This is a genomic window from Mesorhizobium sp. BR1-1-13, assembly GCF_020165515.1.
In the GTDB taxonomy this organism is placed as follows: domain Bacteria; phylum Pseudomonadota; class Alphaproteobacteria; order Rhizobiales; family Rhizobiaceae; genus Mesorhizobium.
Map to the genome: position 1 here is coordinate 152,499 of NZ_JAIUIH010000006.1, position 15,775 is coordinate 168,273.

The following is a 15,775-nucleotide window of genomic DNA, read 5'->3' on the forward strand; positions in this document are numbered from 1 at the left end:
GCGCTTGTCAATTTCGAACGTGGCCGAAGCTCTCATATTCGCTAATATGGGCAATCCGGTTTGACGCTGCGACGCAACGCCTGAGGACTTCGCATGACCATGCCCGCCGACCGGCTGACGACGCTGGAGATCCGCTCCGCCGAGCAGGAGAAGACCATCGAGGAACTGTCAGGCCAGATCGCCGAGCAGTGGAAGGTGATCGAACGCATGCAGCGCAAGCTCGACGCGCTGACCGACCGCTTCCTGGCGCTGGAGGAACAGGCGGCACCCGACGTGCCGGTGACCAAACCGCCGCACTGGTAGGGAAGGGAAGCGGGAGCGATGGCCAGCGACCGCATTGCAAGGGCCGGCGACTACGTGCTTGGCCTGATGAACGATGCAGAGCGCGAACGGGCAGAGCGCGATCTGGAGATCGACCCCGCCTTTCGGGATGCCGTGGTCCAGCTTGCCGAGCGCATGCATCTTTTCGACCGCGCCGAACCTTCCGGCGACGATCGCTGGCGGCTAATCTCGCAGCGCATCGCCGAACTGCCGCAGATGCGCCCGCCCGGCGATGACGAGGCGAAACCTTCGGTGGTGATCCGCAAGCTGGGGCGCCAGCCCTACGGCGTGGGCGTGCACGCGCTCGGCGGCCGGCGCGGCGCGGTCATCGCCATCTTGCTGATCGCGGTCTTTGCCCTTGGCTACCTCGTGGGGGCTTGGTCGACGGGCGGGGCGCTTCTGCCCTGACGTCCACGACAATCTCACGGGCGCTCCCCACTGGCACTGTCCTATGCGACCGGGCCCGACCTCCGGCCTCAAAAACAAACCGCCGGACTTTCACCCGGCGGTTCGAAACTTAGTGCTTACCGATCAATACGGGCAGGCGTTGTCGGCGGTGTAGTCGTGTACCTCGACCTTGCCGGCGATGATGTCGGCCTTGGCCTTCTCGACCGCCGCCTTCATCTCGTCGGTCACCAACGCCTTGTTGTTGTCGTCCATGGCGTAGTCGACGCCGCCTTCCTTGAGGCCGAGATTTTCGACGCCACCCTTGAAGGTGCCGTTCTTGCCGTCCATGAAGGCGGTGTAGACGGCAACGTCCACGCGCTTCAACATCGAGGTCAGAACCTTGCCGGGCTGGAGGCCGTTCTGGTTGGAATCGACACCGATGCCGAGCTTGCCGGCATCAGCCGCCGCCTGCAGCACACCGACGCCGGTGCCGCCGGCGGCCGCATAGACCACGTCGGAACCCTGGTCGATCTGCGTCTTGGCGATCTCGCCGCCCTTGGCCGGGTCGTTCCAGGCGGCCGGCGTGTCGCCGGTCATGTTCTGGATGACGTCGGTCGCGCCTGCCGATTTGGCGCCGCCGACATAGCCGCATTCGAACTTGCGGATCAGCGGAATGTCCATGCCGCCGACGAAGCTCACCTTCTTCGTCTTGGAGGCCATCGCCGCCATGATGCCGACGAGATAGGAGCCTTCATTCTCCTTGAATACGAGCGAGCGGACATTGGGCAGGTCGACGGCATCGTCGATGATGGCGAAGTTGAGATCGGGATATTCGGTCGCGACCTTCTTCAGCGCATCCTCCCAGGCGAAGCCGGCCATGACGATCGGGTTATGGCCGTCCTCGGCGAAGCGGCGCAACGCCTGCTCGCGTTGCGAAGCGTTGGAGACCTCGAACTCGACATAGGGAACGCCGGTCTCGGTCTTGAACTTTTCGGCGCCATGGTAGGCCGCCTCGTTGAAGGATTTGTCGAACTTGCCGCCGAGATCATAAAGGATGGCCGGCTGCACATCCGCGGCGAAAGCCGGAAGAACCATTGCAGTTGCGGCCAGAAGGCCGAGAACGATACGTTTCATGTGATCCACACCCTGTCGGTTATTTTTTCCGTTACGCCCCGCCCGCCTGCCCGGTTCTCCGGCATGCGCGCGACGTCAGCCAGGAGTGTATATTCCCCTCCCGCTCAGCGGCAATCTGGCACGGCCCGAAACAAAATTCACGTGGAATTTTGACCTTTTGGAAAAGCATGGCGGGTGTGATGCCGGTGCCCTTCAGGCAAATTGTCCCGTGCGCCGCTGCCGCCTGTAGCCGATGGCGTAGAGCAGCAAGGCAAGCACCGCAAACACGGCAAAGCCCGGCTGGTTGAGCACCCAGGCGATGGCGCCGTCCCATAGCAGCGGGCCGGCCTTGGCGCGAACGAAGCTTTCAAAGGCGGCGCGCGTGTCGGGCGACACGGCCAGCCAGCTTGCATTGAGCGGGGTCAGCACCAGTGCCGAGGCGGCGACCGTGCGCGTCGTGTCAAGCACCGCCATGATGACCGAAATCGACAGCGCGACCATGGCCGCGAGACGAAAGACAAAGCGAAACATCAAAGACCCTTCCCCTGGCCGATCCCCAAACTCCCGAGGATCACCGGCGGTGTTCCGAACGAGAAATAGAGCGCGCAGGCCCCATTCGCAATCACGGCACGCGAATTGAATCGCGGCCGACGCAGCCTACCCGGCCGGCCTGCGCTTGCGCCGGTTGGCGAGCCAGACGGCGAGAATGCCGCCGGCAATGGCGCCGACCACCAGCCCGACCAGGCCGATGAAGGCGGCGAAGTAGCCGCACGCACCCTCGAAGCAACTCACGTCGGTGACATCGGCGATGAGCGAACCGGCCAGGAAACCGCCCACCGCGCCGACGACCGCGCCGAGGATGATGCCGAGCAGCGCGGCGACAATGGAAACGAAGACCGACGGCGCTTCGGCTCGCGGCTTGGCATAAACGGTCTCGGCGCCGGAGCCGCGGCGCAACAGGTAGATGCAAAGCAGGCCGATGGCGATCTCGGCGGCGGTGCTGGCTAGGCTTCTGGCGGAGAAGACGAAGCCCGGCACGACGAGTGCATAAGCGTGACTTGCCAGCAGCCATATGATCGTGGCGGCCTGCCAGATGGTGAAGTGGCTGGGGAAGCGCGCCGACCGGCCGAAGGCGAGGCCGAGCAGGTAAAGTCCCCATAGGATGGTGATGACGTCGGCGACGAGCCCGCTGAAGAGGAAATAGAAAACGGCGTCCGGCAGGCCTGAACTCCCCACCAGCCACAAGGCCGACGCCAGCCAATAGACCGACAGGGCCATGACGATAACGAGCCAGCCCACCGGGACGTAGGAAAGTCCGCTGTCCGGATGTCGGGCCGGGACCTTTCCCTCGGCCGGTGGCTGCCCATTGTCAGGCTTACCGCCCGGAATTCCGCTGCTCGACGCCATGTTGCGACGATGCCCCCGCAAAGCCTTTCGGACACTCGACAGGCCGCTCGGGACGAAGTCAAGCGCGGCTGGCCTCGCAGCCTTGCCCGTGCACATCATCAAGCAGCGATTGAAGTGGCGGGCCTCCGATCGGATGTGCCGGCGGCCCCCATGAACGCCGTGTGGCCGGCAAAGCGAATTGACCGCCGTTATGGCTTGGCATTCGGCGCCGGATCGACTAGATGAGCCCCGCGCCTGTTGCTTTGACGGCTCAGGTGCGGGCAGGGCGTCCGCTGGTTGGCGGCGCCCGGTGCGGGAAGTTCCGCAGCCCCAAAGGGAGAGCATCTCCCCAACCCGCGCGGCGAAACCGGCCGACGCGAAAGGCAAGGACGGAGAGGTGGCCGAGTGGTTGAAGGCGCACGCCTGGAAAGTGTGTTTACGGGAAACCGTAACGCGGGTTCGAATCCCGCTCTCTCCGCCAGTCTCTTGTTGTCAATCTAATAATCTGATATTGTTGACTTTTCTCTGGGTGGCCAAAAGGGCGGTGCCCCAGGTGGGTGCCCCAATATTGACTACATCGGGCATGATTGCCTCTGTGCAGTCGAAGTGGGCCCTCGTGCGGCACTAGGTTCCTATGCCGATAGTAGCACGCCGGCGGATCTCAATCTGATGCTACCCTCGTGTCCTTTGCTGCTGGCTCCTCGACGCCGCTCTCATCGCGGAAAGCGGTGACCGATGATCCTTGGGCCTTCTCCTGCAAGGAAGCCCCTCTTGAAAGTAGTCCCGATTATCCGTTGCGGTCTGCTATGACTTCTGAAGGGAACCGGGGAAACACATCATGCTCGAAAAGCAGGACCGCCAGAAGCAGCTCGCCGTTCGGATTGCGGAAAACGCCACCCCCAACCAGCATCACGCCCTACAGACCCTTGTGGTAAAGCTATTGGATCTTCGCCAATCAGACTTGTCCGCTTACGAGAAAGGGCGGGCCGCAATCTCCGCGACAATCAAGAGCAAGGCGATCTGGCCTGTCCTGAAGATCATCGCCTTCGAGACCAAGAAACATGGCTGGGATAAGCGCACGGCCGCGCAACGGTTGGGGCTCAGTGCGGCCGCTGTCGGAGTAGCGATGTTTGGCGGAGTAAATGCAGGGATTGCGGCCCTCGGCGGCGCGGTTGGGGTTCCACTTTGGGTGGTTCTGGGCGGCGGCGCTATGTTTGCTCGATACCTTTTTGAGGAACTTCAACGATCGCAAAAAGTGGAAAGTGGTGTGACATACTCGGTGTTGGATGGCGAACGCGTCGAGCCCCCGAAGGAATAGTCCCACGAACGCCTACGGTGCCGCCCTTTGCTCTGGGCCACGTCCCAAACTCTCGTCCCAACCCCAAGCCCTCAGTCGTTGAGGATGATCTCGGCGCTGTGGTCCAGCCGTGACTTGATCGCCTCCCAGCCGGGCATTGAGCGCGTGAGAAGGCGGAAGAACTCGGGGCTGTGGTTGTGTTCCCTGAGGTGGCAAAGCTCGTGCGTGATGACGTAGTCGATCGCCTCGCGCGGAGCCTTGACCAGGAACGGATTGAGCATGACCGAACCGCCCGTTGCGCAGCTTCCCCATTGCCGCTTCATGTCGAGCAGTCGGAAGGGTGGCGGCTCCTGGACCCAGGGCAGCGCCTTCGAAATCGCCTCGATGCGGCCGGCGAAATAGTCTCGCGCCTTGACGCGATACCAAGCCCGGATGCGAGCCCGGAGCGCCGACTTGTCGGTATTGCCCGTTGCGATGATGAGGAGGCCGCGCTTCAGTTTGATGGACCGCTCGGCCTTGGGCACCTGCGTCACCTTCAGCACGTAACGGCGGCCTAGGTAAAGCGCCTGTTCGCCACTGACATATTGCCGGGGCAGGACATGCTCGAAGCGTTTCTTGGCATCAGTGACGTGCCGGAGGACCCAGCGGGCACGCTTCATGACGGCCTTGCGGATGGCCTCCTCGCTGGCGTCCTCGGGGGCTTCCACCTCGACAGCACCATCCGCATGGACATGGATGGCAATGCGCTCGCGGCGGGCGGGATTGATGCTCACTGAGTAGGCGATGTTTGCGTCGCCATAGCGCAGCGTCGAAAGATTCCGCTCAGAGAGTGCCACGCGAGGCTCCCAGGCGAACGATCTCGACAATGCGGTCTACCAGCGCCTGCGCCTTATCCAGCCCTTCCAGCGCCTTGAAATAGCGCGGCAGGAGCCTGTTCCTGATGTCGGCCTCGATGTTGGCCGGATTGATCGAGAATGTCGCTACCGAGTTGCTTACAATCCCGTCGATATGAAAGGCCTCGGCGACAAGCCAATCCTCGCCACGATCCCGCGCCGCGACCTCGCCAAGGACCATCGGGAAGAGACCGAAATAGGCCTGCGCATGGGGATTGTCCGGGAAGCGGTCGGGGACATGGGGGTTGGCCCGCATCCTCGCCTTCTCCTCCAGCTCCTTGAACAGAATGTATTGCTTGTGCGGGTGGTCGAAGAGAGATTCCGCCTCCTTGATCGCCTGTCGCAACAGGTCCGAAAACACGGTCTGGGCATAGGGATCATCGGCGAGTGTCTGCTCGATGGTCTTCGTCAGTCGCGTCTTGATGACATCGGTTTCGGCGCGGGTCTTGTCGTCGCTCCAGCCGGCGTCATAACCTGCCTGCTTGTTGTCGGTGAAGCCGGTGAGGTCGATGACGCCTTCCGATTCCTTGATCTCGACGCCGACGACCTGCTTATCGACCAGCTTGCGTATCTGCTCCTCGTAAGCCGAGAAGTCGACCGTCTCCATGGCGTCCTGCTTGGCCTGGATGCGCAGCTCTGTGAAGAACTTCAGGTCCTTCTTGTAGCCAGCAATCGTCGCCTCGCTGAAGGAGCCGTCCTCGAAGAAGGCGCGGGATGACAGGGCAAGCTTCAGGCACATGCCGAACTCGGTTAGCGCGGCATAGAAATCCTCGCGTACCTTCTGGTTCCGATCATAATTCACACCGCTCTCACCAAGGACCGAATCCGGGGTCAACACCAGACGAAACTGCTCGCGGTCGCCCTTGTTCTTGACGCCGGCGAAGATTGCCCACAACGAGGCATGGAGGCCCGGCAGGCGCTTGTATTCCGTCGAGATGCTGGCGAAAGTGCCTTCGATGTCCTCAATGTCGTAGCCGCTCTGGGTGCGCTCGGCCAGGTCCTGATAGTCCTTCAAGGACGTATCGAGTTCCTTCAGGATGCCTCGATAGTCGATCAGGAAACCGAACTGCTTGGCCTCGTGCAGCCGGTTTACACGCGCGATGGCCTGGAGCAGATTATGCTCCTTGAGATATTTGTCGATGTAGAGCACTGCGTTGCGCGGTTCGTCGAAGCCGGTCAGCAGCTTGTCGACGACTATGAGGATGTCGGGCTTGCCCGGTGTGCCAAAATCCTCGATGACGCGCCGCTCATATCCCTCCGCATCGTTGCCCACATTGGCGGCCCACCACTTCTGGACTTCCGGGGTCTTCGCCTCGTCGGTGTCCTCATGGCCTTCGCGGGTGTCGGGCGGCGAGATGATGACGGCGCTGGTGACAAGGCCCGTGGTATCGAGCGCCTGCTTGTAGCGGATTGCGGAGAGCTTGGAGTCGGTCGCCAGTTGCGCCTTCAGCCCGGTGCCAAGCTCCTTGAAGTTCTGTGAGAAGTGCGTGGCGATGTCCCAGGCGATGAGGTCGATGCGGTTGCCGGCGCGATAGACGCTGCCACGGGTGGCGAACTTCTTCTTCAGGTCGGATTGCTGCTTGTCGGAAAGCCCGGCGGTGATCTTGTCGAACCATTTGTCGATCGCCTCGGCGTTCACGTCGACAACCGGCCGGCGCTCCTCATAGAGAAGCGGTGTGACAGTGCCGTCCTCCACCGCCCGTTGCATGGTGTAGGCGTGAAGGATCGGCCCGAACTTGTTCCGCGTCTTGTCGTCCTTCAGCAGCGGCGTCCCGGTGAAGGCAATGAAGGCGGCGTTGGGCAGTGCCTTGCGCATCCGCTCATGGTTCTCGCCGCCATGGCTGCGATGTCCTTCATCGACCAGCACGATGAGATCTTCGGACGCGTTGTGACACTCCTTGAAGCGTGTCGCCGAATTGAACTTTTGCAGCAGAGTGAACATGATGCGCTCGGTGCCGGAGCCGATGCGTTGCGCCAGGTCGCGGCCGGATGACGCCTTGGCGTTCTCGCCGTCCTTCTTTGTCGCCACCGCCGAGCCGAATGCGCCACCCGCCATGAAGGTGGTCGAGAGCTGACGCTCCAGGTCGACCCGGTCGGTGATGACGATAATGCGGCAGCGAGCAAGCGCGTCGTGGATCAGCAGCGGCTTCAGCAGGAAAACCATGGTGAAGGATTTGCCCGACCCGGTGGTGTGCCAGATGACGCCGCCCTCGCGCCCGCCGTCCCGGTTGCGCTTCTCCATGCGCTCCAGCATCGACTTAATGCCGAAGACCTGGGGGTAGCGGGCGGCGATCTTGCCCAGCTTTCGATCGAAGAGGAGGAAGTAGCGGACGAACTCCAGAATGCGATCGGACCGCAACAGGGAGATTATGAGCCGATCCTGACCGGTCGCGGCGACAGGCTTCGACCAGAGGCCATCGAAGAAGGCGCGGACATGGGGCGGGCGCTCGGCGAAGAGGTCGGAGTGCTGCTGCGCCGTCAGCCTGGCGTTCACTATCGTGTCGATGTCGGCGGCGGGAATCTCTTCCTCGCGCCACCGGGACCAGAATTTGGCTGGAGTCTCGGTAGTGGCGTATTTGCCGTCCTGGCCGGAAATGGACAAAAGAAGTTGCGTGTAGGCGTAGAGCGTGGGGATGCCGTCAAGCTTCTGATTGCGCAAATGCTGCGAGACGCCTTCGGCCAGCATCAGCTTTTCAGCATGGCTTCCGGTCGGGCGCTTGGCCTCAATGACGGCCAGCGGCACGCCGTTGACATAGAGCACGATGTCAGGCCGGAAGCGGCCATGCCCGCCCTCCCGCTCGACGGAAAGTTCTTCGGTGACGTGGAGGCGGTTTCTCGAAAGGCCGGTAAAGTCGAGCAGCGGCACCGTGACGGAATGCTTATGCCCGTCCGGCATGAACTCGGAGATGGTGACGCCAAGGGTGAGATGTTTCCAGACCCGCTCGTTGGCCGGGGTCAGGCCTTCGTTCAAACCCGTATCGTTGAGCGCCTTCAGGACTTGGGCGATCGCGCCGGCGGAGAGCGCGTGACTCCCAGCGCGATAGTCAAAGCGCCAGGCAGCGAGATAGTCTCGCAGCACGGCTTCGAGCAACACCACACGTTCGCTGCCGCGCATGCTCAGGCAGTCCGACGGTGACAAATAGGACCAGCCGAGCTTCAGCAGGAGGGCGAGCGCCGGGACCTTGGCCTGTGTTTCCTCGTCGGTCCGTGGACGCTCGGGGGCGTTCATATCGTCACCCGCCGCTTGCCTGAAAGAAGTTGCTGCATTAGGGCGCGTTTCTCTGAACCCAGGACCTCAAGTGACGTGGTGTGCAGCAGTACCGCTTGCTCCGCCATGCTGATGATTTTCCCTATTTCTCGCTGCTCTTCCAGGTTGGGGACGTATGCCGGCACTTCCGCAAACTGTTTGTATTTTAGGTTCCAAGTATCAGAGGTCAGCCCCTGAGAGTACCGCCGAAACCAATGTACCTGGGCGGGCAGTTTGAAGAGATAAGAGGCAAATAGCGGATCAATGTGCGGTCCTGGCACCAGAATTGTGTATGCGGGACTCACCAGGCCTTCCAGACCTGACCAGGCAGATACCCCTTGCCACATCCTCATGGTATTGTACCCGATGTCACCAACGCAGATTTTCTTGTAGCTAGACTTATCTTCCCGAGAAGTATCCCGTCGATCGGTTTCTTCTTGTGGTACTACGCCGCGAGACCCGGTTATCGACAGCAGCGGTAGCGCATCTCCGCCACGCTCTAGCCTTTCCTGGAAGAGGCTACCTAGTTTCAAATGCTTCCATTCTCGCCCCTCAAAGGCCTTTAGTCGCCGTCTGCCCGTAAGTAACTTCTGCATTAGAGCACGCTTGTGCGCTTCCGCGTTGAGGAGCAACTTCTCAGCGTTCTCCATGGCGGCGTCCCAGGTCGAGAGTATATCAGCAATCTTCTTCTGTTCGGCAAGCGGAGGAAGAATAACAGAGTAAGGCTCGATGTGCTTATTATTTATCTGGGGAATCGTAGACGTATCAGCTATCCTGAAAAGTCCGATATTCAATATCAGGTAATATAAATATTCAAAATACATCTTCTTAGGATCAGCCGCTAGCGCCATCATGTTCGAATCAATCAAATGAGGCACTCTTGCTATCCGAACCTTATTGCCGGAAATCGCTGCGCCCCTCTTGGGAAAGAGGATTGAATCGGCTGGAACAAGTCGCCGTGCGCGGGCCACATATGTGCGACTGAGACTTTGGTATTTGGACGAATTGTTTAGGTCCTCCACCTTCAGATACGGAATCGGGCCCTCGTTCCGTAGTTCCAGTGCCGCAGGTGCAACGCCGCCCCATATCTTAACTAGGTCGCCGAGTTTGGTGGCAAGCCATCCCTCAGGCAACATACCCGAGTTCTTTCAGGTAACTGTTCATCTTGTTCTCAATCTCGGCCATCTCCGCCATTAGATTCAGCCGCTGCGCTCTCACCTCCATCAGATCGATCTCTTCCTCGTCCTCGAAAGTGGCGACGTAGCGCGGGATGTTGAGATTAAAGTCGTTGTCAGCGATCTCCTGCGCGGTCGCCAGATAGGCGTATTTGCCGATAGAAACGCGGTCATCAAAGGCGGCAAAAATCCTAAGCAACTGCTCCTCGCCTAAGCGGTTTTGGTTGCTGTCCGCTTCATAGTCGCGGCTCGCGTCGATAAATAGCACCGTGTCGTCGGTCTTCTTCTTCCGGAAAATAAGGATGGCGGCGGGAATACCGGTGCCGAAGAACAGCTTTTCGGGCAGGCCGATGACCGTATCCAGAAGGTTCTCCTCGATCAGCTTGCGGCGGATTTCGCCTTCGCTCGCACCCCTGAAGAGGACGCCATGAGGTACGACAACAGCCATGCGGCCGGTGCGCGGTTTCATGGTCTCGATCATGTGCAGGATAAAGGCGTAGTCGCCCTTGGTCTTCGGCGGCAGGCCACGGCGGAAGCGGCCGAAGCGGTCGGTGGCGGCTTTTTCAGATCCCCATTTGTCGAGGCTGAAAGGCGGATTGGCAACGACCACATCGAAGTGGCGCAGCTTGTCTTCCGCCGTGCGCAGCTTCGGGTTGCCAATAGTGTCGCCCCATTCGATCTGGTGATTGGTCTCGCCATGCAGGAACATGTTCATCTTGGCCAGCGCCCAGGTCGAGCCGATCGCTTCCTGGCCGTAGAGCGCGTATTTCCTGGAGCCGGTGTGCCGGGTGATCTCCTGACCGCATTTCATCAAGAGCGATCCCGAGCCGCATGTCGGATCGCAGATGTCGTCGCCTTCCTGGGGCTCGACCAGCCGCGCCATTAAGGTGGAAACTTCGGCCGGGGTGTAGAACTCGCCCGCCTTCTTGCCTGCCGACGCCGCGAAACGGGAGATGAGGTATTCGTAAGCGCCACCGATGATGTCGAGGCTGCCGACCCGGCTCGGCCGCAGGTCCAGGCTGTCCTTGGCGAAGTCCTCCAGGAGCATGCGCAGGATATCGTTCTTCTGCTCCTCGTCGCCGAGCTTGTTGGCGTTGAAGGAGATGTCCTGGAACACGTCACGCAGCTTGTTGCCGTTCGCCTCTTCGATGGCGTGAAGGGCCTTGTCGATGCGCTCGCCATTGCCGGCCTTGTGGCGGTCGCCATGGAGATCATAGAAGCCCGCACCCTTGGGCAGCACGAACTGCTCGTTCTTCATCAGCGCCTCGATGAGATCGGGATGGTCGCCATGTTCCTTGCGGTAGGAGTCGTAGTGATCCTTCCACACATCGGAGATGTATTTCAGGAACAGCATGGTGAGCACGTAGTCCTTGTAGACCGATGCGTCGACCGTGCCCCTAAATGTGTCGCAGGCCGCCCACGCCGCCTTGTTGATTTCCGCCTGTGTGACGCGACCCGCCGCCATGATGCCTCCCGAAATTTCCAACCGCTCCAACTAGCACCGGTCGGGGCGAGCCTGAAGTCCCTATCGTTAATCCGAGAGAATTAAGCGCTGCTGGCGGCGCGTCGATTTGAAGACCGTCTTCGGCGCAGAGTGTTCGGAGCGGCCTGGGCTACCTCTTGATGACAGGGATTGCCGTTCCAGTAATGTCTATTGCTGCGGCCCCCATGGCCGCCATTCCTTGGGCCGACCTCTGACACGGCACCATGATTCCGTCATGCATCGGCAGGGCAGCTATCCCTATCCTCGCCAATCGCAGCAGGACGGCAACCAAGATGCGGCTCTCCGTGAACATCAAGTCCATCGCGATGTCCCGCCCGAAGAGCGGCACCAAGCCTGGATGCTTTGCACCAATAGCCTCCGCCAATCTCCTCCCCGTCCAGCCCACCGGCAAGGCATCCTTCACGTCACTCGGCAGGCGGGTCATCTCGTTCGAAGACGACAGCATGGCCGCGAAGCCCGCCTTCACGCCGGCACGATGCTCCTCCAGTCCGGGGATGGCGTAGAGGTCCCCCTCAGGCGGCTGCGCCCCGACCCGCGCATAGGCAAGCCTGGGGAACATGGAGGCATAGTCAAGGTCGGCAATAGGCTCCCCATTGATGCGGAGGTCATCCCGCAGGCCCTTCGGCATGGATTCCCAGAAGCCACCATAGAGCCTGCCATGCAGGTTGAAGGTGTGCGGGTCGGTGACGTTGCGAAGGGTGAAGCGCCGGGTGAGTTTGAAGGCTGTTTGGCGTTGGCCTTGAAGCTCTATCCGCTGGGTGGCGAGGAAGGTGTTGACCTGATCCATCTCCCCCCGAAGTCGGTGCGTCTCTTCGGTGTCCTCATAGTCCACCAGCTCGAAGGGGAGCTTCTTGCCGATGGCATTACGGCCTGTCCTTGCGGTGAGCCATAGGGTCTCCTCCCCCTGTGCTCTCCCCACCTCCTCAGCCTTTGCCCCAAGCAGAGCCTCAAGCAGCTCCCCGGTGGCCACTATGCCTGTCCTACGCTTCTTGATGTGGGCTGCATGCTTGACCACTAGGCCCATCATGGCCATCTCATCGACGACATAGGAGAGTTGCCCGAAGCCCTTGCGGTGATAGCGGGACAGGGCGTCATGCCTTAGCGGGATGGCTAGGCGCCTGTGCTCAGAGTGACCTTGATGCATCACCGCAAGGTTGGCCACTAGGCAGGACACGATGTTGGTCACCCTCTCCACCTGCACCTGCTTGGGCTGCCTAATGCGGGCTTGATGCCTCTTGGTGGGGGCTTGGACCACGAGCCTTGCGATGGCCTCTGAGAGGGCCTTGAGGTGAGGACCCTCGCAGGTGGCCCAAGGATCAAACCAATGGTCGGTGGGGGAGAAAGGATCATCCATCAGATGCAGGGGCCTAGCGGGGAAACTCAAAGCGTTGGCTCTGCGTCATCATTGGTTGAAGGGGCTGGAAAATGGACGAGAGCTTAGAGGCCCCACCACCAAGGCGCACCACAAGGGGAATGGGGGGACTTAAGCTTTTTCTTTGCCCGCCGCTTCCCGATGAACATGTGAGCACCCCGATGCCGCTACCAAGTCACCCGATTATTTGCCTTTTGCGCACCATCCCCTAGCCTTCGCTCTTAGCCCAGGCAGGTCGCCACCCCGGAAAGTGAGATGGGTGCTCGCCGAAGCGTTTGGTCTTGATGGCTATGATTTCCTGCACCGCCTCGCCAGCCACAAACTCTCCGGCCTTCTCCAGTTTCTCTCCGATCTTCCGCAGCACCAGCCCTGAGGATCTTGGGTAAGCGTGAAGCTCCGTATGAATGTCTGGCCCCAGCGGATTGAATATCTCCCAGCTTTTGTGCGTTCCACTCGCAAGCCGGTGAGCCGCCTTGGCAGCCTGCACGATTCTGAATTCCTTGGTGCGATGGGACCCAAGGTCATCTTCAATCAAAGCGCTTACGCCCAAATAGATGGCAAACAAGCGGCGGGGCTCAATGCCGGCATCTCGCAACCGGGCGAATGCAACGCGTGCCCTGTAGCTTGCCGACTGGCCGCGCAAGTTGGTAGCGGAGTCAACACGTCCCGCGCCTGCAAGCGTGTGGGCCAGTTCCTGCATGGCAGCGGCGGCACTATGCTGGGGGCATTCCGCAAGCCACATATTCGCAGCGAAGACGTATGGTCTGAGGTCAGCTGCACGATAGGTTTTGCACCAGTGAGAGCCGTGACGAGCCTTATGCTGTACGTGATATCGGCAATGGAGTTCAGCCCGCCCTTCGCCCGCCGCTGAAGCTGTTGGCCGGCTACAACCAGGGATGCTGCATCTTGCAAGAGACGCGGTCGAAAGGTTCAAGTGTGCAGCCGCCGGCATCATAGGTTCCAATCGCTCGGGGTGAGCCCGCTGTTTCTTGCCTTTTCGTGCGCCCAAGTTTGTAGTTTCGCGAGCAAGACCTCTTCATCATCACCGCTAGGGCCTCGGCCCGAAATTGAGATGCCCCTTTCTTCCAAGCCGCCATCGAGGGCGATGAGCTCGGCCTTGTCGGCCAGCGGTTTCTTATCCGACCTCCTGTAACCCTTGAGCCTTCTCTCTGAGGAAGGCGAGTTGAGCAGGTCTCGGACATACTTGAGCCCCGTGATGACTTCGACTAGCGCGCCTTCCGCTGCAAAGGAGAGGCCGGACCGGATGGCGGGGAACACTCCTTTTGTGTGATCGCCTCTGCCCCCGTCGCCAAAAGGATTGCGGTCACTGGCTATTGCTTTGCCGGCTTCGTCCACCAGTGCCCAGGCGTAGGCGAACTGCTGGTCGTCTTTGAAGGGGCCAGGACTTTCAAGTGTGCTCGTGGCTACGAAAAGCCGCAGCGGGCGGGATGCAATGTTGGTCATTGATGGTTCCAATTTTCTGTTTACGACCAACAGTCCAACTAAGCCGTTTGCTTTGTCGAGGGAACAGCCAATTGTGACCGAAATGCCGCAACGGGCGCTTATATTGCGTTACAAAGCCCAATCCGCCAGTGTCCTACCTCACTAAGTCTTCTCTCCGCTCGCCGCGATCGATCTGGCAGCGCGTTGATCACTCACTTATTGCAATTTCTTGGCGGCTGACTCATTGTGCCGCGCGAGCGCTCACGCGGCGTTCCGGGGTGTGGAAACCCTGAGTTCAGACATGGTGCCGAACACATCGGTGCCGATCCTCGACTTTTTTGGTCGGGGAGCCTGTGGCGTATGTCCAGGTTCTCCGGAACTAAAGGCCGCAGGAACCGGAACTCGGTTTTCCAACTCCCCGATCAGGGGTCATGAGGAGGCTGCTTGCGGGGGCGCACCGCAGGCCAATGCCTCTAGGTGGGAGCCGGGGGAACATGTTGACGGAAGAGAGCAAGCAGAAGCTCTATTCTCATGCCAGAGACGACGCAGAGCGGCAGCGCCTCCTCGCATCATTTAGGACTGATGGCACGACAGACGCGACGCGAGGGTTCTTTGAGCGGCTCGCCTTCCTGCTCATAATCGGCAGTGGTTCCCTTGCGGCGGCTGCGGCAATGGTCTGGCTCGGGAGCTATCTGCCCGCCTCCCAATCAAAGTCGAAATGGCTCCTCATGCTCGCGGTCACTGGCTTCTTGGGCACAGGCTTGGCAATCAACCTAAGCTTCGACGGGAAGAACGGTAAGCACCGCAAGGAACGATTGGAACTCGCCGCAAGGCGATACGGCTACCCGATAATCCTCGCCTCGGGTCTAGGCCTAGGATGGTTAGCCCACCAGTACAACGAAGCGACATCCGATCTAGAAGCCCTCAGACTTACCGTCCTTCGCGCCTGCCTAACCTCCGCGATATGCGTAGCGAGTGCTACCAGATTGAACGGGGGCGATGACCCTCGATACCACCTTGGCCCGGACGGAAAGCCTTACTAGCCTACTCCACGTCCGGCACGTCGCCACCGACAAAGAGCGTCGTCGGCTCGCCATATTCGCCAAGCGAGGGGTTGGCATCACGCGACCATGCAATGACACCTGCATGCTTCGTCGCGAGGCCCTTCGCGGTCCTTATCGCCCGCGCCCCAGTCTGCTGCTCGGCAGGCCCAAAGACAGGCTGAAGGTCGCCCGTCTCATCGCGATCAAAGGCGGTGACGACGATTAGCTTCGGGGCTTTCTGTTGCGGCACCAAGCTATCTGACATGCAGGTTTTCTTTCCGCTGGAGCAAGAGCTGGTTGAAGTTGAGCGGCGGGGGTGGCAGCACCTCAGTCATCTGGAACAGGGGCACCAATGGGTCCCCTTGCTCTGGCGCCTTCTGCTTGGCCTTGAGGTCCAAAATCTCCTCGTCGCGTCTGGCTATTCGGCTCTCCAGATTGGCGATGCGCTCGGTCAAGAAATAGCGCCCAACAGCAAACCCACCGCCTCCAAACAACACGGCAAAAGTAGCGAAGGCTGCCGGGTAGGCGATGACCAGCGCCGCGTTGCTGCCAATGAAAGCGATAAGGTCGTGCATCAACCAAGCACAGGGGGAG

Annotated in this window: 16 protein-coding genes and 1 tRNA gene; 5 read left to right on the top strand and 12 right to left on the bottom strand. The window is 60.5% G+C overall.

What is annotated here, in order from left to right; translation table 11 throughout:
* Positions 1-93 precede the first annotated feature (93 nt).
* Entirely contained in the window at positions 94-303 is a 210-nt protein-coding gene (locus tag LB533_RS16180; protein WP_140513732.1) for a SlyX family protein, read from the top strand.
* 18 nt (positions 304-321) lie between these two features.
* Complete coding sequence (locus LB533_RS16185; protein ID WP_140640607.1) at positions 322-729, top strand: hypothetical protein; 408 nt, start codon at positions 322-324, stop codon at positions 727-729.
* Between the two features lie 123 nt (positions 730-852).
* On the opposite strand, the gene LB533_RS16190 is transcribed toward LB533_RS16185, so the two are convergent.
* From LB533_RS16190 to LB533_RS16200, 3 genes are all read right to left on the bottom strand, one after another.
* Complete coding sequence (locus LB533_RS16190) at positions 853-1,842, bottom strand: BMP family protein (RefSeq protein ID WP_140496350.1); 990 nt, start codon at positions 1,840-1,842, stop codon at positions 853-855.
* A gap of 192 nt (positions 1,843-2,034) precedes the next feature.
* The gene (locus LB533_RS16195) at positions 2,035-2,352 is read right to left on the bottom strand and encodes a hypothetical protein (RefSeq protein WP_140513730.1); all 318 of its coding nucleotides are present in this window, start codon (positions 2,350-2,352) and stop codon (positions 2,035-2,037) included.
* Between the two features lie 126 nt (positions 2,353-2,478).
* On the bottom strand, positions 2,479-3,228 hold the full coding sequence (locus tag LB533_RS16200; protein ID WP_224677716.1) for a hypothetical protein: 750 nt from the start codon (positions 3,226-3,228) through the stop codon (positions 2,479-2,481).
* 370 nt (positions 3,229-3,598) lie between these two features.
* On the opposite strand from LB533_RS16200, the gene LB533_RS16205 reads away from it, so the two are divergent.
* Positions 3,599-3,688: transfer RNA gene (locus LB533_RS16205), tRNA-Ser, on the top strand.
* A gap of 357 nt (positions 3,689-4,045) precedes the next feature.
* Positions 4,046-4,525: a hypothetical protein gene (locus tag LB533_RS16210; RefSeq protein WP_224677717.1), complete on the top strand. Its 480-nt coding sequence runs from the start codon at positions 4,046-4,048 to the stop codon at positions 4,523-4,525.
* Between the two features lie 71 nt (positions 4,526-4,596).
* On the opposite strand, the gene LB533_RS16215 is transcribed toward LB533_RS16210, so the two are convergent.
* The 7 genes from LB533_RS16215 to LB533_RS16245 form a co-directional block, all read right to left on the bottom strand.
* Positions 4,597-5,340 carry a M48 family metallopeptidase gene (locus tag LB533_RS16215; protein WP_224677718.1) on the bottom strand — a complete coding sequence of 248 codons (744 nt, stop codon included), beginning with the start codon at positions 5,338-5,340 and terminating at the stop codon, positions 4,597-4,599.
* Positions 5,327-8,626, bottom strand: a complete 3,300-nt coding sequence (locus LB533_RS16220; RefSeq protein ID WP_224677719.1) for a type I restriction endonuclease subunit R — start codon at positions 8,624-8,626, stop codon at positions 5,327-5,329. The genes LB533_RS16215 and LB533_RS16220 overlap by 14 nt, the downstream gene beginning before the upstream one ends.
* Positions 8,623-9,780, bottom strand: coding sequence for a restriction endonuclease subunit S (locus LB533_RS16225; RefSeq protein WP_224677720.1), 1,158 nt, complete (start codon positions 9,778-9,780; stop codon positions 8,623-8,625). The genes LB533_RS16220 and LB533_RS16225 overlap by 4 nt, the downstream gene beginning before the upstream one ends.
* Positions 9,770-11,284 (bottom strand): type I restriction-modification system subunit M, encoded by a 1,515-nt coding sequence (locus tag LB533_RS16230; protein WP_224677721.1) that lies wholly within the window; start codon positions 11,282-11,284, stop codon positions 9,770-9,772. Before LB533_RS16230 ends, LB533_RS16225 begins: the two co-directional genes overlap by 11 nt.
* 148 nt (positions 11,285-11,432) lie before the next feature.
* Positions 11,433-12,509: a hypothetical protein gene (locus LB533_RS16235; RefSeq protein ID WP_224677722.1), complete on the bottom strand. Its 1,077-nt coding sequence runs from the start codon at positions 12,507-12,509 to the stop codon at positions 11,433-11,435.
* A gap of 394 nt (positions 12,510-12,903) precedes the next feature.
* Positions 12,904-13,395 carry a hypothetical protein gene (locus LB533_RS16240; protein WP_224677723.1) on the bottom strand — a complete coding sequence of 164 codons (492 nt, stop codon included), beginning with the start codon at positions 13,393-13,395 and terminating at the stop codon, positions 12,904-12,906.
* A gap of 251 nt (positions 13,396-13,646) precedes the next feature.
* Positions 13,647-14,159: a hypothetical protein gene (locus tag LB533_RS16245; RefSeq protein ID WP_224677724.1), complete on the bottom strand. Its 513-nt coding sequence runs from the start codon at positions 14,157-14,159 to the stop codon at positions 13,647-13,649.
* A gap of 473 nt (positions 14,160-14,632) precedes the next feature.
* Here LB533_RS16245 and LB533_RS16250 point away from each other — a divergent pair, with 473 nt between their 5' ends.
* Entirely contained in the window at positions 14,633-15,181 is a 549-nt protein-coding gene (locus LB533_RS16250) for a hypothetical protein (RefSeq protein WP_224677725.1), read from the top strand.
* Between the two features lies 1 nt (position 15,182).
* Here LB533_RS16250 and LB533_RS16255 read toward each other — a convergent pair whose 3' ends face one another.
* Positions 15,183-15,446, bottom strand: coding sequence for a hypothetical protein (locus tag LB533_RS16255; RefSeq protein WP_224677726.1), 264 nt, complete (start codon positions 15,444-15,446; stop codon positions 15,183-15,185).
* The gene (locus LB533_RS16260; RefSeq protein WP_224677727.1) at positions 15,436-15,756 is read right to left on the bottom strand and encodes a hypothetical protein; all 321 of its coding nucleotides are present in this window, start codon (positions 15,754-15,756) and stop codon (positions 15,436-15,438) included. Before LB533_RS16260 ends, LB533_RS16255 begins: the two co-directional genes overlap by 11 nt.
* Between the last annotated feature and the right edge of the window lie 19 nt (positions 15,757-15,775).

Bases quoted from the DNA above. Each gene is read 5' to 3' on its own strand.
- LB533_RS16180 (WP_140513732.1), top strand. From the start codon at position 94: ATGACCATGCCCGCCGACCGGCTGACGACGCTGGAGATCCGCTCCGCC.
- LB533_RS16185 (WP_140640607.1), top strand. From the start codon at position 322: ATGGCCAGCGACCGCATTGCAAGGGCCGGCGACTACGTGCTTGGCCTG.
- LB533_RS16190 (WP_140496350.1), bottom strand. From the start codon at position 1,842: ATGAAACGTATCGTTCTCGGCCTTCTGGCCGCAACTGCAATGGTTCTT.
- LB533_RS16195 (WP_140513730.1), bottom strand. From the start codon at position 2,352: ATGTTTCGCTTTGTCTTTCGTCTCGCGGCCATGGTCGCGCTGTCGATT.
- LB533_RS16200 (WP_224677716.1), bottom strand. From the start codon at position 3,228: ATGGCGTCGAGCAGCGGAATTCCGGGCGGTAAGCCTGACAATGGGCAG.
- LB533_RS16210 (WP_224677717.1), top strand. From the start codon at position 4,046: ATGCTCGAAAAGCAGGACCGCCAGAAGCAGCTCGCCGTTCGGATTGCG.
- LB533_RS16220 (WP_224677719.1), bottom strand. From the start codon at position 8,626: ATGAACGCCCCCGAGCGTCCACGGACCGACGAGGAAACACAGGCCAAG.
- LB533_RS16225 (WP_224677720.1), bottom strand. From the start codon at position 9,780: ATGTTGCCTGAGGGATGGCTTGCCACCAAACTCGGCGACCTAGTTAAG.
- LB533_RS16230 (WP_224677721.1), bottom strand. From the start codon at position 11,284: ATGGCGGCGGGTCGCGTCACACAGGCGGAAATCAACAAGGCGGCGTGG.
- LB533_RS16240 (WP_224677723.1), bottom strand. From the start codon at position 13,395: ATGCAGGAACTGGCCCACACGCTTGCAGGCGCGGGACGTGTTGACTCC.
- LB533_RS16245 (WP_224677724.1), bottom strand. From the start codon at position 14,159: ATGACCAACATTGCATCCCGCCCGCTGCGGCTTTTCGTAGCCACGAGC.
- LB533_RS16250 (WP_224677725.1), top strand. From the start codon at position 14,633: ATGTTGACGGAAGAGAGCAAGCAGAAGCTCTATTCTCATGCCAGAGAC.
- LB533_RS16255 (WP_224677726.1), bottom strand. From the start codon at position 15,446: ATGTCAGATAGCTTGGTGCCGCAACAGAAAGCCCCGAAGCTAATCGTC.
- LB533_RS16260 (WP_224677727.1), bottom strand. From the start codon at position 15,756: ATGCACGACCTTATCGCTTTCATTGGCAGCAACGCGGCGCTGGTCATC.